The organism is Candidatus Villigracilis sp., assembly GCF_057083605.1.
Genome location: NZ_JBXMTI010000118.1, coordinates 1 through 20,540 on the forward strand (window position 1 = coordinate 1; position 20,540 = coordinate 20,540).

At 48.7% G+C, this 20,540-nt stretch carries 23 protein-coding genes; 9 read left to right on the forward strand and 14 right to left on the reverse strand.

What is annotated here, in order from left to right:
• The 5 genes from AC14M5_RS17605 to AC14M5_RS17625 form a co-directional block, all read right to left on the reverse strand.
• A partial coding sequence (locus AC14M5_RS17605) for a metal-dependent transcriptional regulator (RefSeq protein ID WP_484031006.1) occupies positions 1 to 985 on the reverse strand: 985 nt, incomplete at its 3' end.
• Between the two features lie 2 nt (positions 986 to 987).
• The gene (locus tag AC14M5_RS17610) at positions 988 to 1,587 is read right to left on the reverse strand and encodes an isoprenylcysteine carboxylmethyltransferase family protein (RefSeq protein ID WP_484031007.1); all 600 of its coding nucleotides are present in this window, start codon (positions 1,585 to 1,587) and stop codon (positions 988 to 990) included.
• Positions 1,588 to 1,709: 122 nt separating this feature from the next.
• Positions 1,710 to 2,309 carry a methyltransferase family protein gene (locus tag AC14M5_RS17615; protein WP_484031008.1) on the reverse strand — a complete coding sequence of 200 codons (600 nt, stop codon included), beginning with the start codon at positions 2,307 to 2,309 and terminating at the stop codon, positions 1,710 to 1,712.
• Between the two features lie 11 nt (positions 2,310 to 2,320).
• Positions 2,321 to 2,992: a metal-dependent transcriptional regulator gene (locus AC14M5_RS17620; protein WP_484031009.1), complete on the reverse strand. Its 672-nt coding sequence runs from the start codon at positions 2,990 to 2,992 to the stop codon at positions 2,321 to 2,323.
• A 12-nt stretch (positions 2,993 to 3,004) separates the two neighbouring features.
• A complete protein-coding gene (locus AC14M5_RS17625; RefSeq protein ID WP_484031010.1) occupies positions 3,005 to 3,691 on the reverse strand; it encodes a DUF6796 family protein in 687 nt (228 codons plus the stop codon).
• 222 nt (positions 3,692 to 3,913) lie between these two features.
• Here AC14M5_RS17625 and AC14M5_RS17630 point away from each other — a divergent pair, with 222 nt between their 5' ends.
• From AC14M5_RS17630 to AC14M5_RS17670, 9 genes are all read left to right on the forward strand, one after another.
• Positions 3,914 to 5,062, forward strand: a complete 1,149-nt coding sequence (locus AC14M5_RS17630) for an ROK family transcriptional regulator (RefSeq protein WP_484031011.1) — start codon at positions 3,914 to 3,916, stop codon at positions 5,060 to 5,062.
• Entirely contained in the window at positions 5,062 to 6,447 is a 1,386-nt protein-coding gene (locus AC14M5_RS17635) for an ROK family protein (RefSeq protein ID WP_484031012.1), read from the forward strand. Before AC14M5_RS17630 ends, AC14M5_RS17635 begins: the two co-directional genes overlap by 1 nt.
• A gap of 102 nt (positions 6,448 to 6,549) precedes the next feature.
• On the forward strand, positions 6,550 to 7,398 hold the full coding sequence (locus AC14M5_RS17640; RefSeq protein ID WP_484031013.1) for a PIG-L deacetylase family protein: 849 nt from the start codon (positions 6,550 to 6,552) through the stop codon (positions 7,396 to 7,398).
• Between the two features lie 114 nt (positions 7,399 to 7,512).
• Positions 7,513 to 8,835 carry an ABC transporter substrate-binding protein gene (locus AC14M5_RS17645; protein ID WP_484031014.1) on the forward strand — a complete coding sequence of 441 codons (1,323 nt, stop codon included), beginning with the start codon at positions 7,513 to 7,515 and terminating at the stop codon, positions 8,833 to 8,835.
• A gap of 75 nt (positions 8,836 to 8,910) precedes the next feature.
• A complete protein-coding gene (locus AC14M5_RS17650) occupies positions 8,911 to 10,065 on the forward strand; it encodes a carbohydrate ABC transporter permease (RefSeq protein ID WP_484031015.1) in 1,155 nt (384 codons plus the stop codon).
• 9 nt (positions 10,066 to 10,074) lie between these two features.
• Positions 10,075 to 10,917 (forward strand): carbohydrate ABC transporter permease, encoded by an 843-nt coding sequence (locus tag AC14M5_RS17655; RefSeq protein ID WP_484031016.1) that lies wholly within the window; start codon positions 10,075 to 10,077, stop codon positions 10,915 to 10,917.
• Between the two features lies 1 nt (position 10,918).
• The gene (locus AC14M5_RS17660) at positions 10,919 to 12,505 is read left to right on the forward strand and encodes a glycoside hydrolase family 3 protein (protein ID WP_484031017.1); all 1,587 of its coding nucleotides are present in this window, start codon (positions 10,919 to 10,921) and stop codon (positions 12,503 to 12,505) included.
• Positions 12,506 to 12,533: 28 nt separating this feature from the next.
• Positions 12,534 to 13,571 (forward strand): SIS domain-containing protein, encoded by a 1,038-nt coding sequence (locus tag AC14M5_RS17665; protein WP_484031018.1) that lies wholly within the window; start codon positions 12,534 to 12,536, stop codon positions 13,569 to 13,571.
• 99 nt (positions 13,572 to 13,670) lie between these two features.
• Complete coding sequence (locus AC14M5_RS17670) at positions 13,671 to 14,642, forward strand: D-alanine--D-alanine ligase family protein (protein ID WP_484031019.1); 972 nt, start codon at positions 13,671 to 13,673, stop codon at positions 14,640 to 14,642.
• 49 nt (positions 14,643 to 14,691) lie between these two features.
• Here AC14M5_RS17670 and AC14M5_RS17675 read toward each other — a convergent pair whose 3' ends face one another.
• The 9 genes from AC14M5_RS17675 to AC14M5_RS17715 form a co-directional block, all read right to left on the reverse strand.
• Complete coding sequence (locus tag AC14M5_RS17675) at positions 14,692 to 15,438, reverse strand: hypothetical protein (protein WP_484031020.1); 747 nt, start codon at positions 15,436 to 15,438, stop codon at positions 14,692 to 14,694.
• Between the two features lie 336 nt (positions 15,439 to 15,774).
• Positions 15,775 to 16,167, reverse strand: coding sequence for an ankyrin repeat domain-containing protein (locus AC14M5_RS17680; RefSeq protein WP_484031021.1), 393 nt, complete (start codon positions 16,165 to 16,167; stop codon positions 15,775 to 15,777).
• Positions 16,168 to 16,207: 40 nt separating this feature from the next.
• A complete protein-coding gene (locus AC14M5_RS17685) occupies positions 16,208 to 16,684 on the reverse strand; it encodes a ClbS/DfsB family four-helix bundle protein (protein ID WP_484031022.1) in 477 nt (158 codons plus the stop codon).
• Between the two features lie 59 nt (positions 16,685 to 16,743).
• Positions 16,744 to 16,914, reverse strand: coding sequence for a hypothetical protein (locus AC14M5_RS17690; protein WP_484031023.1), 171 nt, complete (start codon positions 16,912 to 16,914; stop codon positions 16,744 to 16,746).
• Positions 16,911 to 18,296: an alpha/beta hydrolase family protein gene (locus tag AC14M5_RS17695; protein ID WP_484031024.1), complete on the reverse strand. Its 1,386-nt coding sequence runs from the start codon at positions 18,294 to 18,296 to the stop codon at positions 16,911 to 16,913. Before AC14M5_RS17695 ends, AC14M5_RS17690 begins: the two co-directional genes overlap by 4 nt.
• Positions 18,297 to 18,313: 17 nt before the next feature.
• Positions 18,314 to 18,952 carry a PAQR family membrane homeostasis protein TrhA gene (gene trhA, locus AC14M5_RS17700; RefSeq protein ID WP_484031025.1) on the reverse strand — a complete coding sequence of 213 codons (639 nt, stop codon included), beginning with the start codon at positions 18,950 to 18,952 and terminating at the stop codon, positions 18,314 to 18,316.
• A gap of 23 nt (positions 18,953 to 18,975) precedes the next feature.
• On the reverse strand, positions 18,976 to 19,605 hold the full coding sequence (locus tag AC14M5_RS17705) for a class I SAM-dependent methyltransferase (protein ID WP_484031026.1): 630 nt from the start codon (positions 19,603 to 19,605) through the stop codon (positions 18,976 to 18,978).
• A gap of 51 nt (positions 19,606 to 19,656) precedes the next feature.
• Positions 19,657 to 20,007: a YtxH domain-containing protein gene (locus AC14M5_RS17710; RefSeq protein WP_484031027.1), complete on the reverse strand. Its 351-nt coding sequence runs from the start codon at positions 20,005 to 20,007 to the stop codon at positions 19,657 to 19,659.
• Positions 20,008 to 20,068: 61 nt separating this feature from the next.
• Complete coding sequence (locus tag AC14M5_RS17715) at positions 20,069 to 20,536, reverse strand: hypothetical protein (RefSeq protein WP_484031028.1); 468 nt, start codon at positions 20,534 to 20,536, stop codon at positions 20,069 to 20,071.
• Positions 20,537 to 20,540 lie beyond the last annotated feature (4 nt).

Below are 20,540 nucleotides of genomic sequence, written 5' to 3' on the forward strand. Positions count from 1 at the left end.
TCTGTGACGCCTGATCTTTTCGCAGCGCGATCAATGTCCCGCGTACGCGATAGGCGCGTGGGTCGCCAAAAAAGTTTTGCAGTTCAGGGTAGATCATTGTGCCGGGCGTCAACCCCAAATCTAAAAATCGCCTGCGTGTAAAACCTTGCACGGCTTCATCCAGGATCACGATCTCGGCACGCTGGTCGTATGTCAACTCAGCCAATGGCATCGCGTTCACTTTTGCCATTTCGCTTTTGGGCAGCACGGCCACGCTCACATTTGCAGCCACTGCGGGCGCAAGCCGATATTCGGTCTCGCCATCGGTCAACAAAATTCGTTGCGGATTACGATCCAAAATGCGGATGGTTTGTCCCAGGCGGAGTCCTGCCGCCAGGATTTGTTCAAACGCTAAAGCAGGTTCATCCTCAAGATGCACGATCCTTACTGGACCCTCGGCCTGCCACGCCGTCAGCGGCATTCCCTCCTCTTTGAGCAGAGTCCCCTCACGGGTAGGGATGGGATCGCCATGTGGATCACGCTTTGGGTGGCCCAGAGCCGCATCCAAATCGTTGAGCTGTGCTTCCGTGAATGAATGTTCACGTCGCTCGGATTCACTGTGTATTTTTTCCAATGGCATACGCGCTTCATCTGTGAGATAACGCTCCCATAAACGATGTGCGCGGACAACGTGCATGGCCCAGCGTTCACCTTGCGTGGTGAGCTGCACATCAGCGCCGCGCGATTCAAGCAAGCCTTGTGTCTCCATATCTTCAATGAGACGAGTTACCCTTCCACGTGCAATGTTTAATGCGCCTGCCAATGATTCAGGAGAAGCCTGTCTTCCGTGTTGTTCGCGGTCGAGCAGATGCTTAAGTGCATCCTCCACTTGCTCGCGTTCCTGTGCGGTGCGATAGGTTTTATAAATTGCGAGCAACCCCACGCGCGGCAGAAAAGTAATTGCAAATAATGTAATAGCTGTAATGATCCAGAGTGTCATGTTCATATTTATCCGTTTCCTAATTTTGGAAGGAATCTACCTGTGCGCTTCATGTATTCTCTGTACTCATCACCAAATTTTTCAATAAGATTGGCTTCCTCCTTGGGTGTGCGGCTTGCCATTAAGATGAAAGCCAGAACGCCGAACGCGGCGATGAACCAGTTATCGGCCATCATTCCAAAGGACACAATGAAAGATGATCCTATTGTGTAGAGCGGATGCCGCACCCAGCGATAAATTCCGCGAGTGACAAGTTTGTGTTCCTTGCGTGTTGCGCTGGTGGGCGTGATGCTGCTGCCAATACTGCTGAACAGCCAGTAGATTCCAAATACACAAAGGATTCCGATAACCACTCCGATCCAACGCACTGATTCGGGCAGCCCAATCTTCGACCAAGTCATCCACTGCGGGTTGATGAGATACACAAGCGGACTCAGCCAGAGTATCAATCCGCCAATCTTGATGATATTCATTAGCAGAGTGCCATCCACTTTGCGGGGAATTTTTTCGCCCGTGTCTCGGTCCGCCTTGCGACGGAAGTAGCTTGAGATACCTATTCCTGTAAACAGGATGATGGCAGCTAAAATACGGAAAATGTTTTCGTTCATTTGATTGACCTCTTGTTTTCTATGATACGTTGGTGGTCGAGTAAGGTGAGACCACCTATTAATGGGGATTATTTTATTAACTGGTGGTTTCGATACGCCTTCGGCTACTCAACCACCGATGTCTATCGAATCAACCGCGGGAATATGCTTCCCGTCTTTTTCATATATTCACGATATTGATCCCCAAAATATTCAAGCATTAGTGCTTCCTCAAATTTAATTCGTGAAATGATTTCCAAAATTGTCATTCCCGCCCAACATAGGCCGATTAACCAGTTGGATGAAATGAAAAGTGTCGAATCTAGAATGAGCAGAAATGCCGTATAGATGGGATGTCTGATTAAACGATAGGGGCCACTTGTGATGAGAGATTGTCCCTTCATCATGCGGGGCCTGTCGCTCCAGCTATTGGCAAGTGTGACTTGTGCCCATTGGAGTAAAGCAAAACCCAAGACTGCGATATCAACACCTGTCCAGCGTAACCATGTAGGAAGCGATAAGCTGCCAAAGGCAAGCCAGTTCGGGTTGATCACATACGCCGCCATTGAAATAAACCCGGCCATGCCAAGGAGTCCAGCGAGTTTTGAAATTATTCCTTCTTCACGTTGTTTGATAGTGGCATCCTCAGGCTTGCTGTGATACTTAACGTAGTACCTGCGATGCGCGGCAAAGGAAATAATGAGGATTGGCAAAATGATTCTAAATATAGTTTCTGATTGCATATTTATCTCTATTATTTAGCCACAAATACTTGAGTAGTAATGAGATTGCCTAATACGATGTTTGACTTTTGACCTTCGACTTTGATAGTCAGATTACCGTCTAACTCGGAATAATTTTTTACCGTAACTTTCACTTCTGGCACAACGCCGATTTCGCGCAGGTGGCGGAGCAAGGCCGGGTCGTCGTCCACTACTCTTCGGACGGTGGCAGTTTCATCGGTCCGTAGTGAGGCGAGAGGTTGTGAATCGTCGGCGGGCATGGTCAGATCCGCAGTTGGAATTAATTCACCATGTGGGTCGCGCGTGGGATGTCCTAATGTTTCGGCGATGCGCGCTTCAAAATCCTCCGAGATCACGTGCTCGAGTTTATCCGCTTCGTGATGGACTTTGTCCCATGAGTAGCCGAGCGTGTTGACCAGGAAAGTTTCAAGCAAACGGTGATGACGTATTACCTCCAGTGCGGCCTTTTCACCAGCTTTTGCGAGTGTGACACCTTGATGCTTTTTATATATGACAAATGGCGGCTTTGATAAAGCGAGTCTTTGCAACATGCCGGTAACTGATGCGGGTGCAATATTAAGCCGCGAGGCGAGATCGTTCGTGCTGGCAGTGCCGCCGTGCTCGGTAAGCTCATAAATGTTTTTGAGATAATCTTGAATGGATTGGGTAATAACCTCTGACATACGACTCCTTCATTAAATATTCCACAAAATAATTGTTGTGCAAAGAAAGAAAGCAAAGTATGCAATGTTGAATCCTGCGCCTTCCGTTGCATCGCGGATAAATTGTGGAAGCACACGCTTGAGCAGTAACCATGCAATGGTGAGCATAACGGGATTGACCGCGGCCATCCAAGTAGGGAAGTGGGTTTGATTTGTGGCAACCAAAATTGAGAATAAGATGGATGCAATCACAATGATGACCAGTACAGGTAAGTAACTGATGATTAATACTTTACGGTGACGGCTGATCATGTCCGCGATAACCTGCTGAGAGTCGTCGTTGACAGTGTTCAATGCATGAATATATTCGCCCATGTAATAAAAAGTGCCATGTACGAACGTGCCAAAGACAGAAGCAATGCCAAACAAGAGAACAGTTACAAGAACCAGGGTTTCATTTGCACCTGCCAGCCCCTGATAGATTTGCCAGAAACCTGAGAGTACCAAAGGTGTAGCGAAGACGCCCAATAATGCGCCCCAGATTAACCGGGTGGGGGAAAGCGCGACCATTCTTTCAGCATCTGAAAGCAGTTTCTGAAATGATTTGAGTTTGGGGTAATCGTCTATGTTGATTTTGGCCGCAAGCAATAGTACGTCGCCAGTGCCATAAATAAATGCGCCAATTGAGGCAAGGATGCCTGTGATTTGAATGGTACTCATAATAAAATTCCTTATTTCGCGGTTTAAATTAGGTTGAACTAAATCTATTTTAGTCCAGCCTAAATTTTTTGTCAAGAGTTGAGACTTGACTTTTGGCAGGGGAGTCTGTAAAATGAGTTTGTTAGTCCAATGAATTTACAAAGTATCGGTGGCAATTGAACGGTTTTTCTTCTGCGCGTAGGCACTTATACAAAATTCTGTTCTCAAGGATTTTCCTTAGCCATGAAAAAAGCAACTCACCAACAAACAAAGCAGCACAACCGCGATCTGGTACTCCGAACGATCTTTGTCAACGATTCAATCAGTCGAGCTGAAGTGGCTCGCGTAACCAATCTCACGCGCACCACGGTTTCAGATGTCGTCAACGGCCTGCTCACAGAGGGTTTGGTAGAAGAAGTTGGGCGCGGCGAATCGATTGGTGGGAAATCTCCAATTCTATTAAGTATCGTTGCCAACTCGCGCTATTTGATTGGCTTGAATCTAGCCCAGGATAAATTCATTGGGGCAGTTGTCAATTTGAGAGGGGAGATCAAGGAAATCGTGGAAGCACCCGTCCATGATGACAATGGCGAAAAGGCACTTGAAATTGTTTATCAACTTCTCGATCAACTCATTCGAAAAAAATTAAAACCCATCGTTGCGATTGGAGTGGGCGCTCCGGGCCTGATCAACACGCGGGAGGGGATTGTCGTTAATGCTGTCAATTTGGCCTGGCAGGATCTGCCGCTCGGCCAGTTGCTTCACAAGAAATACAAACTTCCTGTTTCCGTTTTGAATGACAGCCAGGCAACTGCCATCGGTGAATATGTATATGGCGGCGACCATATGCCTGATGAAAACCTAATCGTGGTTAACGTTAAGCATGGCATTGGCGCTGGTATTTTGATCAATGGTCAACTATTTCAAGGGGACGGCGGCGGCGCAGGCGAAATTGGTCATGTAGTTGTGCAGGAGAATGGCGAGCTTTGTCGCTGCGGCAAACGTGGCTGTTTGGAGGCCGTCTCCAGCGCGCACGCAGTTGTTCAGCAGATGCAAATGGAATCACTTGAAGATGTCATTTCAGCTTTTCAGTCTGGCAACCCAAAGGCAAAAACTGTAGTGGAAAAGGCGGGCCATTATCTTGGAACATCCCTTGCTAATTTGATCGGCACGCTCAATATTCAAAAGATCGTCCTCACTGGTGATATGACACGCTTTGGTGATGAGTGGTTGAACGTGGTCAGCACATCCATGCAGACCGGCGCTTTAACTCGCATGGCCGAGGGCACAAAACTTGAAATCGGTAAATTGGATTATCGCGCCTGCATCCTCGGCGCTTCCGCATTTTTATTGCTCGATGATTATTCGCTTCTGTTTAACGAGGAAAATTAATGCCGTTGAAGTTAATAGCTCCACGTGTTTTGCCTCCATTAGATGAAAGTTTTCGCCCGGCTGTTTTGGCGAATCAAATTTTTCGGCGTGAGGTTGAGTCTGTCGGTGAGAGATTCGTGATCGGCTTGGAAAGAAGCGGGGATGGATTTTTACGCGTGGAAACAAAAATTTATCCACAGGATCATCCAAATTTTGAATCCAATTATCAATACATCGAACGCATTGTTAAGTTTTTGCTTTGGCAGCGCGGCGCATATAGGTTGTATGTGGGCGGTTCGCCGAAGATCGCGGATTATTTGAAGAACGCGTATAGCGATCAAGGCACGCAAAAATTTGATTATCACTTTATGGGGACTCAGGTTTACGAAAAGGATTTTTCCGTTGTTTGCTGCGGCGTGGATGAAGTGCCCGCTTCACGCGAGACGGGGAAACTGCTCGGCCGCAATTTGCAGGGTCATCGCATTGGGTTTGACCTGGGTGCATCCGACCGCAAAGTAAGCGCTGTTGTGAATGGGACCCCCATCTTCAGTGAAGAAGTGATTTGGGAACCGCGCCAGAATTCCGACCCTGAGTATCACTACCGCGAAGTGATGACCGCGCTGAAAACTGCCGCGAGCAAAATGCCGCGTGTAGATGCAATCGGCGGAAGTTCCGCAGGCATCTACATTGAAAACCGCCCAATGGTTGCTTCATTGTTCCGCGGGATTCCACAGGAAAAATTTGGCGAGGTTAAAAATATGTTCTGGCGCATTCGCGATGAAATGGGTGTGCCGTTGGAAGTGATCAACGATGGTGACGTGACTGCATTAGCTGGTTCTATGTCGATTGAAGATAACGGGATTTTGGGAATTGCGCTTGGCTCAAGTGAAGCCGCAGGTTACGTGAACATGGATGGACACATTATGGGCTGGCTAAATGAGTTGGCCTTTGCACCGATTGATTACAGTCCGAATGCTCCCATGGAAGAATGGTCTGGTGACAAAGGCTGTGGCGCTTCATATTTCTCACAGGAATGCGTATTTCGCCTGGCTCCTAAGGCAGGTATTCAAATCCCTGCGGATGTGACAGATGCAGAAAAATTGAAGTTTGTGCAGGAAAAACTGGAAGCGGGTCACGAAGGCGCTTTGAAAATTTGGCAGAGCATGGGCATTTACCTTGGGTATGGCATTGCCCATTACGCCGATTTTTATAACATCAAACATGTCCTGATACTTGGTCGCTGCACCTCTGGCCGTGGCGGTGACCTATTGCTCGAAGGCGCAAAGAAAGTGTTTGAAGCGGAATTCCCTGAGTTGGCTGCGAAGATCGAATTGCACCTGCCTGATGAAAAAATCCGCCGCGTTGGTCAGTCTGTTGCGGCGGCGAGTTTGCCGGTTATTGATTAATCCGTCATTGCGAGGGCGTTAGCCCGAAGCAATCTCCAGTCGTTGAGTGAGATTGCTTCGTCGGGAAGAGCGCCCTCCTCGCAATGACGATAAAGGAACCTGATGAAGTTTCATCTAGACACAGCCGAAATCTACATCCCTGATAACACGCCTGTAGAAGCAGCGCTTGCCCGCACCACGCATTTATGCGTTGCCGCGCACCAGGATGATATTGAGATCATGTCGGCCCAGCCGATCATTGAGTGTTTTCAGAAAAAGGATAAATGGTTTACGGGTGTAGTCGTGACAGATGGCCGCGGTTCGCCGCGGGATGATCTGTATAAAAGCTACAGTGATGACGATATGCGCCTTGTCCGCTTTAAGGAGCAATGCAAGGCTGCTTACATTGGTGAGTATTCTGCACAGGTGATGTTGGATATTCCCAGCAGAATCATTAAAGATGTTTCGAGGAATGAGCCTGTGGACGATATTCTTGCAATTCTCCGCGCTACCAAACCAAAGTTTGTGTATACCCACAACCTGGCAGATAAACACGACACGCACGTTGGAGTCGCTCTCAGGGTAATTGAAGCCTTGAGAAAACTGGATCAGGCTGAACGTCCCGAAAGAGTCGTTGGGTGTGAAGTCTGGCGCTCATTGGATTGGATGGTCGATCCAGATAAGGTGCTGATGGACGTATCCGCTCATGAAAATCTGCAATTGGCTTTATTGGGAGTATTCGATTCGCAGATCGCGGGAGGAAAACGCTATGACCTTGCTTCGATGGGACGTCGCCGTGCCAACGCGACTTACTTCGAGTCTCACGGGGTAGACGCCACAACCGGGCTGTCCTACGCGATGGATATGACTCCTTTGATGAATGATGCACGGAAGCATCCCGCTGAATTTGCACAGGAGTTTATTCAACGCTTTGCACAGGATGTAAATGAACGGATCGGCAGGATGAGTTAACCCTTTCCTAAAATTTTTCAATCATCCAGCAGAAAGGAGATGAGAGAGCCGAAGGTTTTTTGTTTGGATCAGAAGTTTGAAAAAGTATTGAATTAATTAACAAGGAGAAGAATAATGCAAAAGAAAATGTTAGCCTTGCTGTCCATTTTAATTTTGGCCAGCCTTATACTCTCGGCTTGCGGCGCACCCGCTACCGAGTCCCCCGCCGCCACAGAAGCGCCTGCTGAGGCAGTGACATTGAAAATCTACTTGCTGGATTACACCCCCGATACCATTGCGTGGTTGAAGGATGAAATCAACCCTGCCTTTGAAGCTGCCAACCCTGGTGTGACCGTTGAGATCACCGAGGGTTCATGGTCTGGATGGGACACAACTTTTAGTGGATTCTTTGCTGCCGGCGAAGGCCCCGACATCATCAACCTCGGTTCTGAAATGAACACTCTGTATGGCGAAAGCCTTGCGGATATGGAACCGTTCCTCGGCGAAGGCGCTTGGGATGAGATCTCAAATTTTGGTCCCGCTCTTGAGAATGCCAAGTTCGATGGCAAACTGCGCGGCCTTCCGATCTTCACCGCTCCGCGCTATGTATTCTGCCGAACCGATTTAGCACAAGGCGAACTCCCGCAGAAAAATTTTGCTGAGTGGATCACCTTTGCCGAGGCCAATAGTGTGATCGACTCAGCCACCAACTCGCTCACACAACAAGCGCTTGTGCCCGTAGACGCTGCATCCATGGCTGACTGGCAATGGTGGTTGTTGGTGTACTACTCCCTCGGCGGCGAATTGTATAAGGCAGATGGCTCTCCCAACTTTGACTCCCCTGAAGCTTTGGCCGCCACACAATTTCTGCTGGACATGCGCCAGGCTACCTATGGCCCCGCTGCTGACGCTGTCGGTTCTCTCCCCACCGGACAGGGTTCTGTCATCGACGTGGATGATGCCACTGGCAAAGACAACGGCGCAGTATGTCTTGCTCATTCTGGTTGGGCTGCACCCGCTTTTGATCGCCCGATTTGGGATAACATCTCCATCGAGCCTTTCTACGGTGACCCCGAGAACTTCCCGAACAGCAAACCCGTTGTGCTCGCGTTCAATGACTGGCTCGCCGTCGCGGATTACAGCCCGAACAAAGAACTCGCCGCTGAATGGTTGAAGTTGGCTTTCACCAAGGAAGCTAACAACAAGTGGAATGAGACCATGGGTTTGATCCCTGCCCGTAACGATTCTCAATATGGTTATGTGGCCGACTCCCCACAACTTCAGCGCGAAGCTGAATTGGCTTCTCAGTATGGTGTTGGTTTTGCTGGCATCAAAGAAGCTGCCAAGCTCTCTACCATCATGCAGGATGCGCTCGGTAAGTTGATCACTGAAGAGCTTACCCCGGAAGAAGCTATTGCCAAAATCCAGGAAGAATATATCGCTGCTCTCGGCGAATAAGCTGCTGGCTTATACTTAAGGTTGGGTGGAGATTCCTCCACCCAACCTTTCCTTTGTGACTTGGAGGAAGTGCCCATGCCTGAAAACCCGTATCTAAATGTACTGATCACTGCTGTGCTGACAATCATTTTTATCCTCGCGAGCAGCTACGGACTGGGCCTCCTTGCACGAACCATTGCGAGACTGCGCGGCGCAACACCCAAAAATCAAGAGAATACTTTTGCAGGTTATTTCTTCGCCGCACCCTGGATCGTGGGATTTCTTATTTTTGTTATCGTCCCCATGCTTTTCTCCCTTTATTGGAGCTTCACCGATTATCGGGTCACATCAAATGCCCCTGCAAATTGGATTTGGCTCGATAACTACAAGACTTTATTGTTTAATGATGATAACTTTCGCGCCTCCATCGTCAACACACTTTATTTGACCGTGATCGGCCTGCCCTTGCAAATGGCTGTGGCCCTATTCCTAGCCGTGCTGCTCAATCAAAAGATGCGAGGCGAACGCGTCTTCCGCATGGCATTTTATCTTCCCGTTATTCTTGGTTTCAATACCGCCGTACTTTTGTGCTGGCGTCTGATGTTGAATACAGGTACAGGCATTATCAACCAGATGATCCGCGCTGCCACAACAGCATTTCCTCCACTGAATTATGTAAACCGCGCCGTGATCTTTGCACAGGAACTTATCACCGCTTTATTTCTGGGGATCAATAGCGGCAAATACAACTTATTGACCAAGTTGCTCGAAGCTGGTTTTCCAGCGGATAATCGTGTGCCGCTCTGGGTGCAAAGTCCCTTGTGGACCAAGATGTCTGTGATCTTGTTGATGATATGGGGCTGCGGTGCAATGATGTTGATCTTCCTCGCAGGATTAAATAATATCCCCAGGGAATTGCATGAAGCCGCCGAAGTGGACGGCGCCTCAGGCTGGCAGCGCTTCTGGAGGATTTCCTTCCCGCTTCTCACCCCTTATATTTTTTACAACTTGGTGGTTGGTATGATCAGCGCCCTTCAAATCTTCGAGCCGATCTTTGTGCTCTATCGCGATAATCAACCCATCGTATCTTCGACCATTTCCATGGTTTATTATCTCTGGCAGAAAAGTTTCAGTCACTTTGAGATTGGCTACGGCTCCGCTATTTCATGGGTGATCCTCGTTATTATTTTGATCGTCACAGTGGTCCAGTTCAGGCTTCAGGATCGCTGGGTGTCTTACGATGTCTATTAGGAGAGCAAAATGAAACGATACCTGCCCATGATCAAAAGCATTTTGCTCTACGTTGTTCTCACGGGCGCAACGGTGTTGATGAGTTTTCCGTTATTTTGGATGATTTCCTCTTCACTAAAAACATTGGAAGAGACTAATTCTCCTGGCATTGTTTGGGTTCCAGACAACCCAACTCTTGCAGCCTATACCAGTATTTTCCAAAATCAGGACTTCCTGCGCTCCTATTTCAACTCTGTTTTTTATGTCACTTTGGCTTTGGCAGGAACGCTGATTTCCATCGCCGCCGTGGCTTATGCATTCAGCCGCATAGAATGGCCCGGACGAAACCTGGTCTTCTTTCTCATGCTTTCCACGATGATGATCCCTCCGCAGGCGCTCATCGTGCCCCAATATGTTTTCTTCAATAAACTGGATTGGATCGGTACATTCAACCCTCTTATTATTCCTGGCTATTTTGCGGGTGGTGCAGCCATGATATTTTTGTTGCGCCAGTCCATGTCGCAGATCCCGAAGGAGCTGGACGAGTCTGCTTTTGTGGATGGGGCGAATCACATTCAAATTTGGTGGGAGATCGTTCTGCCGCTTGTCAAAGCTCCGCTTGCCACAGTTGCCACCTTTCTTTTCGTGGGCTTATGGAACAGCCTGCTCACACCCTTGATGTATTTGCAGACGATTGATCTTTACACTTTACCTGTTTATGTTACAACGTTGTATAACATTAACAATACTGTCCAACAATGGCCTACGATCATGACAGCGGCTGTGCTTACGACTGTTCCACTCATCATTGTGTTTTTCTTCGCACAGCGATTCATTCTCGAAAGCGTCGTCGTTTCGGGCCTGAAAGGTTAATGTGGATCTTGAACATCTTGTAGGGCAAAAACTTTTATTTGCATTTCACGGCAAGGAACAACCTTCGACTGAGATCGTAACTGCATTCAAGAAATATCACCCCAGCGGCATTTCACTTTTTCGCAGTCTCAACATTGGCACGCTTCCACAACTCAAAGAGTTGAACGCATCCCTTCAGCGCCTTGCGCATGAATTGGGTTTGCCTCCATTGATCATCGCTGCCGATCAAGAGGGTGGACAATTGATGACGGTTGGCGATGGTACGCCTTTGCCGGGTAACATGGCGCTTGGCGCAACGCGTTCCAAAGAATTGGCGTGCAAAGCTGGCGAAGTGTTGGGGCGTGAAATGGCTGCGCTTGGCATCAATGTCAATTACGCGCCTTGCGCCGATGTCAATATCAACCACAATAATCCCGTTGTTGGTATTCGTTCGTTTGGTGAAGATCCAATCCTGGCTGGGGAACTGGCCGCCGCGATGATCGAGGGGATTCAATCCCTGGGTGTGGCCGCCACTGTCAAACATTTTCCCGGCCACGGGGATACGGCCAGCGATTCACACTTGGGACTTGCAACTGTTCCACACTCTCGTGAGAGACTCTACGCTGTGGAATTGCCTCCGTTCATTTCCGCCCTGAAAGCGGATGCCAAGCTGGTGATGACCGCCCACCTCGGCATTCTATCCATCGATGGCCCCGATGCGCCACCAGCCACCCTGTCTCCCAATATCATTAATGGATTGTTACGCCGCGACCTAGGCTTTGATGGCGTTGTCGTCACAGATGCAATGGACATGCACGCGATCCGCCAGGGTGAGTTGCTTCGTGAAGATTCGCTGCGTGCGGCTCAAGCAGGCGCAGACTTGTTGCTCATCACGAGTGACCCACAAGATCAAACTCGCGTCTTTGAAGCCTTGTTGAATGGAGCACAATCGGGCCAGCTCAAAATGGGTGAGTTGCAAACTTCGGTTGCCCGTATTACACGCTTGAAAAAGTGGCTGGCTGAAAATTCGACCACGCCAGAATTGAGCGTGATTCAATCCGCTGAACATATGCAGATTGCCAACGAGATCGCGGAAAGGTCCATTACCTTGGTGCGTGATCAAAATAAATGTCTACCCATTAAACTGGATGCGAATAAGCGTATCGCTGTCATTATTCCCGTTCCGCAAGATCTCACGCCTGCGGATACTTCCTCATACATTCAACCCAAACTGGCAGAGTCCGTCCGCGAATATCATGCACGGACAGATGAATTCAAAATCCCATTTGCGCCTAGTGTGCAGGAAACAATTGCTGTTTTGGAACGCATCCGCGAGTATGATTTAATCGTGATAGGAACAATCAATGCGTATGCCGAAGAAAAGCAGGCTGAGTTCGTCCGCCAATTGCTGAGGCTGGGCAAACCTGTTATCGTTGTTGCCATGCGCCTTCCATATGACCTTGCGGCTTTCCCGCAAGCATCCACCTTCGTTTGCACGTACAGTATTTTGGAACCGTCCATGCGGGCGGCGGCGCGTGCGCTCTTTGGCTTCAGGGAGATGACCGGTCAATTGCCAGTATCAATTCCCGGGTTGGTTGAAGCGGGGTAATTCATCCAGTGGTAAAGTATAGAGACTCATGACACTATATTCTGAAATAACCGAACAACCCGAACGTATCCAGTCTCTGCTTGCCTCACAGAAAAAAACAGTGGAGCAAATCGCCGCTGCAATTCAAAAGCGGGATGTTCAATATGTGTTTCTCGCCGCGCGTGGCACATCTGACAACGCGGGACGCTATGCCAATTATCTGCTAGGCGCATTGAATGGACTTCCGCTTGCGCTGGCGACACCTTCCCTGTTCACGTATTACAAGCAACCACCCAAATTGAAAAATGCACTGGTGATCGGCATTTCGCAATCAGGGCAGTCACCCGATATTGTCAGCGTGTTGGATGAAGGGAAAAAACAAAATTGCCTGACCCTGGCAATCACGAATGATGCGAAATCTCCGCTCGCCGAAGCTGCCGATTTTGTGTTGGATATTCGAGCAGGCAAAGAAAAAGCAGTGGCGGCCACAAAAACATACACAACTGAGTTGATGTCTATTGCCATGCTCTCGGCTGCGTTGAGCGAGAATAAAACGCGTTGGAATGAACTGGCCGAAATTCCAAGTTGGATGAAGTCTGCATTGAAACAAGATTCTCTGATCGCACAATCTGCGCAGAGGTATCGTTACATGGATCAAACTGTTGTGCTGGGCCGCGGATTCAATTACGCTACCGCTTTTGAGTGGGCATTGAAATTAAAAGAACTCGCTTACGTGAAAGCCGAGCCCTATTCATCGGCAGATTTTCAACATGGCCCCATTGCCATGCTCGAAAGCGGATTTCCCGTCATGGCAGTTGCTCCAAAAGGAAAAGTGTTTGAATCGATGTATCGAATGTTGAAGAGACTGCGCAAGGAATTTTCCGCTGAACTGGTTGTGATCTCGAATGATAAAAAAGCGCTTTCGCTTGCCAGCCTGCCATTAGCCATTCCTGCTGATGTGCCTGAATGGCTTTCACCATTGATATGTATTCTTCCTGCGCAGATGTTCGCCTATCATCTGACGCGGGCAAAAGGATACAACACCGAGCAGCCGCGCAGCATCCATAAAGTGACAGAGACAAGGTGAACAAAAAAGAGCAATAATGAATTGCTCTTTTTTTGTTCTCAAACATTGTGTGGATGATGTTTTTATATGATAATGCTGCAAACGAAAAGAGGTGATCTTATGCGTATCTGTGTTCTGTCAGATGAATTCATCGAGGATTTTGACCCGTCTCCATTTTTGAAGGAATACGAATGGGAGATGGTCACGCTTACTGCGCCGGTGCTGGACAAGATCCGCGCGCTGGCGGAGAGCAAAAAATTTGACCTTTTCCTGAACCTATGTGAAGGTTATGAATTTGAAGATGAGGAAGATGATGAAATAGGCTACCAGGCCATTGAAGTCGTTCAGGCGATGGAGAAACTCGATCTCCCGTTTACTGGTGCGGACTCGAATTGCTTCGACCCCACCCGCGAAGAGATGCAAACCGTTGCCGATGCAAATGGAGTTGGCTTCGCCCGAGGCTATCAAGTGAAAAGCGCCGAGGAAGCGGAGAAGTTGGTGAAGAATCTGCGCTTTCCCATCATGGTCAAACACCCGAAGAGCTACGGAAGTATGGGCATGATCAAGGAATCACGGGCTGATACTTTGGAGCAGGTGCTCGCGCAAGTGAATCGCATCTGCTCCGAGTTTGGCGCGGCACGCATGGAGGAATTTATTGTTGGCAAAGAGTTCAACGTGCTGGTGGTGGATAACGCCGATGACTTAAGCCAGCCGATTGCGTATCCGCCCGCGGAATTGATCTTTCCTCCCAACGAGGAATTTTGGCATACCGACATTAAGTGGAACTACGATGTGCCCTTTGATTTCAAAGAAGTGACCAACCCTGAACTGGTTGCCCGCCTTCAAGATACAGGGCGACGCATGTTCCTTGCCATGGGCATTTCTGGTTATGGGCGTTGTGATATTCGCATGAACGAAAAGGGTGAGTTGTTCATTCTGGAGATCAACCCCAACCCTGCGATCATGCTTCACCCTAAAGAATACGGCCCTGCTGATTATATGATCTTGTATGATAAGGATGAATATAAAGGTTTCTTTGAGAGAATATTCCGAGCCGCATTTCTAAGACACAAAATGAGACAGGAAGTGTAAACAAGAAGAAGTCCGCAATTGTTGCGGACTTCTTCTTGTTCCTTGTCAATTACGGCTGGCTGACAACCAGGTTATCAAAATGGATTTCAGCAATGGGTTCCGCAGTTTCGAACGAGATTGCTGAAAAGGCGATTGCGCCAAAGGTTGCACCATCTGCTATTGTATTTGCGGATGCAAGCAACTGGCCGTTGACTTCCAGAGAAAGATCATCGCCGTTGCATGTTGCGCGCACGTGGTTAGACACGTTACCCTGGTTCACTACATTCGATTGCGTCCAATCTACGAGCGGACTCATGTTGCTGGCTGTCACGCTACGGATGGTGTAATAACCATCGCCGCTGATCGCCAGCATATACCCGTCTACTGATGTGTCATCACGAGTGGTCAATCGGCAGACAACGCCAAAGCCTGCGTTATTATTTGCAGGGCCGCTGATCATGGTCACATCGAACTCAACCACTGTGTCGGCAAACTCAGATGTCGATTGTCCCCAATGCCACAGGTCGCTGATTGAGCGAACAACGTAAACTCCATCCCTGGTTTCAACGGTGCCATTTTCATCTGAATAGGTTTCAAATTCGGAACTTGTCCCGCTAAAATCATCGGTGAGTAAAACGTTCGATGGCACTACTGCCGCAGTTGTCGCTGTGGGGACAGGAGGTATTGTGGAAATGACAGGCAAGCCTGTTGGAATTCCCGTCGGCTGGTCGTTGGCCCCGGGCAGGCTTATTGCAGAACATGCTAGTACAAATAAGGCGGTTATTGCACCAAAAGTAAGTTGGTTTCTTTTATTCATCTCAGCTCCTTTAATATTTTCACATTATAGCAGTGGGTTTTCAATCCATCAAAAACCCTTTGGTACTACAAAGAAGTTGTGTCACCCTCCCGAAGGACATCGGGACGATGTGAAGGAGCGGTCTTCAGCGACTGACACTTGCACCGCACTGCGTTTGGTGCAGTGCGGTGAGGGTCTCGAATGCAAGTTGCGAGATGTTTCGCGCCTGAAGAGCGGCACTCAGCATGACACAATCCCTTATCCATATTGACGTTGGACAAATTGCAAACCATAAATAGGCTGGTTATCTTTGATTTCCCGCCATAGGTTATTGAAACTTGCGGATATTAATCTGGATTACAGAGACTGAAGAAACTCCAACACTGCTTTTGCTTCTTCGCCGCCCGCTTCGGCATGTGCGATCAACGGAATCCCATGCGGCCCCGGTATATTTTTGGTATTGGGGAAAGCAGACAAGGTGGCTTTGACGATATCCAGTTTCCCCAGCATGGTTGCGGCGAAAATGTCGAGCCGTGCGCCATGCTCCAACAAATAGTTTGCAATGGCAATGTTACCCATATGGGAGGCTGCGCCGAGTGCGGTCTCAAAATCACCTTCGCCCCAATCCCAAGTGGCGTTGACAAGTGACGGCTCTTGCGCAAGCAATTCCTTCACGCGCTCAAGGTTTCCGTGTGATACGCCGACAAATTCCTCAACCAGTTTTGCTTCCAATGCGGGGTTCTTATCCATGTCTTTTTCCTTTACTGATAAATATACATCTGAAAGGATGTTACCTACTTGCCAATTTTTCTTTCTGAATTAGATTTTTCACATCATTAGCGTGTTCTATCTCGTGTGGGGTAAAGGTCTCTGTAATGTCTTCAAATGTACCCTCACCTCCCCAGGGAAGGGTGGCTTTTTGTGTCAGGAGCTCATCCGAGGCTGTGCTTATTAGCGAAAGTAATTTTTCGCGCGTACTCATATATTCCCTGATGATGTGGTCATAACTCAATCCTTCGCGCGTGCTGACGGTCTCTGAGTTATAAACATCGATTCCGCGCATGGCTGGGGTGGGTGGAATTTCACCTTTGATTAGCGCGGAAAGGAATGCAATTGCGGTATCATCCCAGCCTGAAAGGTGGGCGATAATCTCGCGTATCGTCCATAAGGGGTACACCTTGCGGTTTTTGTCAATTTCGTTGAGTTGTGCTGTCATCGCGGTGCGCGATTCTTGGTATGCTTGCAGGATTTCTTCTCGTTTTCCCATATTGATCTCTTTATTTTGATTTTGATGATTTAGTAGAGACGTGCAATGCTGCCAGGATTTTACTTTTTTCTTGGCCGCAGCCAGCGCCCGCCCAGGAGCAGGGATACGAGCACAAATCCAATCGCCATCCAGGTAAAAATGGTGTTATCTGTGGTGATCCCGATGACAAGGAAGGCCATTCCAAGAACGAGGAAAATGACTGATGCTTTGCGTTTATTCTGATTATTCATTGCCGCGCTTTCACTTCCTGATAAGTTGAAAAAATATCGTCAAATAAAATGGATGGTTTATTGCTTAATGTCATTTCGAAGAAATCGAGCAGGTATGAATCTACGATCACAGTTACTTGCTTCCCACTTAATGGGCCTTTCAGTCCAAGTTGTGGGGCAATTGGCGAAAGCAATGGCAGGTCGCTAAAATCGTAATGCGCTGTTCCCTCTATGCTGATTACGCCTTTGCTGTCTAAAAGTTTTGGATAAAACTGATTGAAGAGAATATTGTTTTTGCTGTCGGTAAGGTCCGCCCACTCCTGGCTGAACATAAAGAAGGCTGGCTGAGATAATCCACTTTCAATTACCTCTGCAGAGACAGGCCGCATGAACGGATCCATACCGAGCACGGATTTGCAGCGCGAGTCTGTACCGCAAAACTGGACGACTGCCCCGCCGCCAGTGGAATGACCGTACGCGCCGATGCGCTCCAAATCCACTTTTTGAAAGAAGGGATGGCCCGCCTCATTTCCCCTAGCCGACAATTGATCCAGCACGAATGACATATCCCCAGCCCATTGATCTGCCACCTTGCGTGCTACGATTTCGTAATCAGGGTCATCTGCATCTTCGGGCAGGCCATTAGGGTTGTTTGGAGCAACGCTTCCATCAGCAAAAACTGTGGTAGCCGCTCCATAAGTATGTTGGATTCCGATCACAACATAGCCATGGCTCGCCAACTCCAGTGCCTGACCGGTGTTCTGAGCATTGAACCCATTCCAGCCGTGAGAGAAGAGAATGACTGGAAAACCACCATCAATATCAGCCACTTGTGCACCTTGGTATGCAGGGATATCAACCAATGCAAGATGGTCAAGGAAGTAGGAGGGCAAATCAAGGTGGGCTGCAATGGCAGGAGCATGGATTTCTGCATTTGCCATCCAGCGCGCGCGCTTGTCTGTTTTGCCAATGATCGCGGGATACCAGACTTGTATCGTAAACCTGCGAGGTTCGTCTTTGCCTGAATATATTTCCTTGCGTGATGTATCGGTCAGCTCGTAAATCGTGGTGCCGATATCATAACTACCGCTGGGGTCTGGGATTTTTGGAACAGGTAACAGAATGGGAACTGCTGTTGAAAGCGTAAGCAGGATCACGGTCAGGTAAGAGGCGATTGGTTTCCAGTCGCTATCGCCAGTAATCTTAGTAAGGCAGCTCACCGCCAATAAAGGAGTCAACACATAGAGTAGAATCATCTGCCAGCGATACCCCTCCGCTGAAAAATGAATGAGGGTGAATACCAATGCAAATGCGGGCGCTAATCGAATAGCCAGCGGACGTGGATGCGGCCAGATTAAATAAATTGCAAGAAGAATCGCTATGACTGCTTCAAGTGGACGCATATGTTCACGAGCCTATTCTACAAAGCCACGCCCAATACTGCTACAAAATGCGCGATGGCCGCCAACAGAACGAATATATGCCAGACTTCATGGAAGCCAAAAACGCCTGGCACAAAGTTGAAAATTTTAGTGGCATATACCACAGCCCCCAAGGTGTAGATTACCCCGCCAATGATGAGCCACACGAATACCCACGTCGGCAAGGCTGCAAGCATGGGGCCTGCCGCGGTGACGCTGATCCACCCCATGAGAACATAGATGCCTGCGTTCAACCAGCGCGGTGCGCGGATGTAGAAGATTTTCATCACGATACCACTCAATGCCAACGACCAGACAATGCTCAACATGCCCCACTTCCAAAAGCCAGTGAAAGCGTTAATGCAAAACGGGGTATATGTACCTGCGATCAAAAGAAAAATTGCCGCATGGTCGATCTTGCGGAAAATTTCAAGTACCTTGTCCTTTACACGTACCATGTGATAAGTGGCGCTGGCTGAAAACATTGCAATCAGGCTGATGCCATAGATTGTCAATGAAATAATTTTGGCGGGGGTGCTCCAGCCGACAATCAGCAGTGCGATCAACCCCACAAGGCCAAGGATCGCGCCAGCCCAATGGGTGAGGCTGTTAACGGGTTCACGTAATTTTCTTAACATTTGAATTTCCTTTCAATCTTTCTTTACAATGGTGGCGATGTAGCAATGATGATCAATAACGTACTTGATTTTACTTCAACTATTTCAACTTCTGTTCTGAATCCCGCTTCGATGAACGGCTGCTGGATTCTTGACTTGATTGCCTCGGTTAGAGCGGCTGGACTCTCGCCTGTGATCCTGTACAACCACTTCAGGATGAAACTCTTCGGAAACGCCACAGGCAGGACGATGAGCCTGCCTCCGTCCGATAGGCTTCTTTTTACCTCTGAGAGAGTTTCTGCGTTGAAGATGTATTCTGTTGGAAACGTGGCGATGATGGTGTCGAATGATTTCTCTGCAAACGGTAATTGCTGTGCTAGTGCGCGCGAGAGTCTGTGGGAATTTCCGAGACGGCGTTTGGCGATGCGGCCCATTTGGGATGATTCGTCTATCGCAGCGGGGAACAGGCCTCGGCTAAGTAGGAGGCGCTGCAAGTGACCGGGGCCATGTCCCAGCTCGAGGATGCGAGTCCCTTTGATGAGCGGGAGAATGCTAAAGACCCAGTCATTCCATTTGCCAAACGAAACGGCCGCGGCGACGAAATCGTACGTGAAAGCGAATGGGTGATAAAGCAGATGGAAGAAAAAGCGCATCAGGCGCCGAATGATATTCATAAAAAAAGGGTTTGACTTGTCCGTCAAACCCTTGCTCTGTGTCCTTGTTGACTATGAGGCGGCAGAGGCTTCGTTGCCATCTTTCTTTGGTTTGCGCACAGCGTCAATTGCGCTTTTGCCGCGTTCACGAACTTCCTTGGCGAGTTCTTCGGCGCGGGAACGAGCCTCCCGGGTGAGTTCCTCAGCGCGGGCGCGGGCTTCAGATGCGGCGGATTCTGCGCGGGCGAGCAATTCTTCAGCGGATTGTGAAGCGCGATCGCGCAACTCGATTGATTTGTCTCTGATCAATGCTCGGGTTTCATCGCCAGATTGAGGGGCAAAGAGCAGGGCTACTACGGCGCCAGTAAGGCCGCCGACGACAAATCCGACAAGAAATGCACCAAATTCATCACGGTCAGACATGGTATTTCTCCTTTTGTTTTATATAGAGACCCTAAGGTTTTTAACTTACAGGGCCTTTAGTTTATTTAGGCTTAACACCTAATAATTCTAACATACGCCTTAAGCCAGCCAGATAGGCATTAAGTTTTATAACGGGTTCCACAACATTTTCACCGAGGAACTCAGCAGTTCCGCGCAGGGAGTTGACCGTTTCGCTGGTGGCATGGAGGATAGGCCGTACCTCATTCTGCAGAAGGTTGATCAGGCTGGCGAGTTGGATGATGAGCACGATCAGCGCAACACCAATGACCAGTGATTCAAGTGCCACCACAATAATGAATACGTCGCGAATCTTATCTGTTGGTGCGGCGGGCTGCATCAGGAAGTAGATTGCCACACCTAATAAGGCAAGCACAAGTACAATGCCTGCAATTACACTTACGATAACGATTTTTTGCTTGCGTTCCGCTTCCCGCGCAGCGGCTATTTCTTCAGGCGTGGGTGGAGGTGGAGTTTGTGGTTGCTGGGGGGGAAGTTGCGGTGTTGCCATGATT

Excerpts from the sequence above, each read along its gene's own strand:
- trhA (WP_484031025.1), bottom strand. The coding sequence starts at position 18,952 with ATGTTAAGAAAATTACGTGAACCCGTTAACAGCCTCACCCATTGGGCT.
- AC14M5_RS17630 (WP_484031011.1), top strand. The coding sequence starts at position 3,914 with ATGAAAAAAGCAACTCACCAACAAACAAAGCAGCACAACCGCGATCTG.
- AC14M5_RS17685 (WP_484031022.1), bottom strand. The coding sequence starts at position 16,684 with ATGGGAAAACGAGAAGAAATCCTGCAAGCATACCAAGAATCGCGCACC.
- AC14M5_RS17655 (WP_484031016.1), top strand. The coding sequence starts at position 10,075 with ATGAAACGATACCTGCCCATGATCAAAAGCATTTTGCTCTACGTTGTT.
- AC14M5_RS17640 (WP_484031013.1), top strand. The coding sequence starts at position 6,550 with ATGAAGTTTCATCTAGACACAGCCGAAATCTACATCCCTGATAACACG.
- AC14M5_RS17645 (WP_484031014.1), top strand. The coding sequence starts at position 7,513 with ATGCAAAAGAAAATGTTAGCCTTGCTGTCCATTTTAATTTTGGCCAGC.
- AC14M5_RS17635 (WP_484031012.1), top strand. The coding sequence starts at position 5,062 with ATGCCGTTGAAGTTAATAGCTCCACGTGTTTTGCCTCCATTAGATGAA.
- AC14M5_RS17625 (WP_484031010.1), bottom strand. The coding sequence starts at position 3,691 with ATGAGTACCATTCAAATCACAGGCATCCTTGCCTCAATTGGCGCATTT.
- AC14M5_RS17670 (WP_484031019.1), top strand. The coding sequence starts at position 13,671 with ATGCGTATCTGTGTTCTGTCAGATGAATTCATCGAGGATTTTGACCCG.
- AC14M5_RS17680 (WP_484031021.1), bottom strand. The coding sequence starts at position 16,167 with ATGGATAAGAACCCCGCATTGGAAGCAAAACTGGTTGAGGAATTTGTC.
- AC14M5_RS17610 (WP_484031007.1), bottom strand. The coding sequence starts at position 1,587 with ATGAACGAAAACATTTTCCGTATTTTAGCTGCCATCATCCTGTTTACA.
- AC14M5_RS17705 (WP_484031026.1), bottom strand. The coding sequence starts at position 19,605 with ATGAATATCATTCGGCGCCTGATGCGCTTTTTCTTCCATCTGCTTTAT.
- AC14M5_RS17690 (WP_484031023.1), bottom strand. The coding sequence starts at position 16,914 with ATGAATAATCAGAATAAACGCAAAGCATCAGTCATTTTCCTCGTTCTT.
- AC14M5_RS17675 (WP_484031020.1), bottom strand. The coding sequence starts at position 15,438 with ATGAATAAAAGAAACCAACTTACTTTTGGTGCAATAACCGCCTTATTT.
- AC14M5_RS17695 (WP_484031024.1), bottom strand. The coding sequence starts at position 18,296 with ATGCGTCCACTTGAAGCAGTCATAGCGATTCTTCTTGCAATTTATTTA.
- AC14M5_RS17665 (WP_484031018.1), top strand. The coding sequence starts at position 12,534 with ATGACACTATATTCTGAAATAACCGAACAACCCGAACGTATCCAGTCT.
- AC14M5_RS17620 (WP_484031009.1), bottom strand. The coding sequence starts at position 2,992 with ATGTCAGAGGTTATTACCCAATCCATTCAAGATTATCTCAAAAACATT.
- AC14M5_RS17615 (WP_484031008.1), bottom strand. The coding sequence starts at position 2,309 with ATGCAATCAGAAACTATATTTAGAATCATTTTGCCAATCCTCATTATT.
- AC14M5_RS17715 (WP_484031028.1), bottom strand. The coding sequence starts at position 20,536 with ATGGCAACACCGCAACTTCCCCCCCAGCAACCACAAACTCCACCTCCA.
- AC14M5_RS17710 (WP_484031027.1), bottom strand. The coding sequence starts at position 20,007 with ATGTCTGACCGTGATGAATTTGGTGCATTTCTTGTCGGATTTGTCGTC.
- AC14M5_RS17650 (WP_484031015.1), top strand. The coding sequence starts at position 8,911 with ATGCCTGAAAACCCGTATCTAAATGTACTGATCACTGCTGTGCTGACA.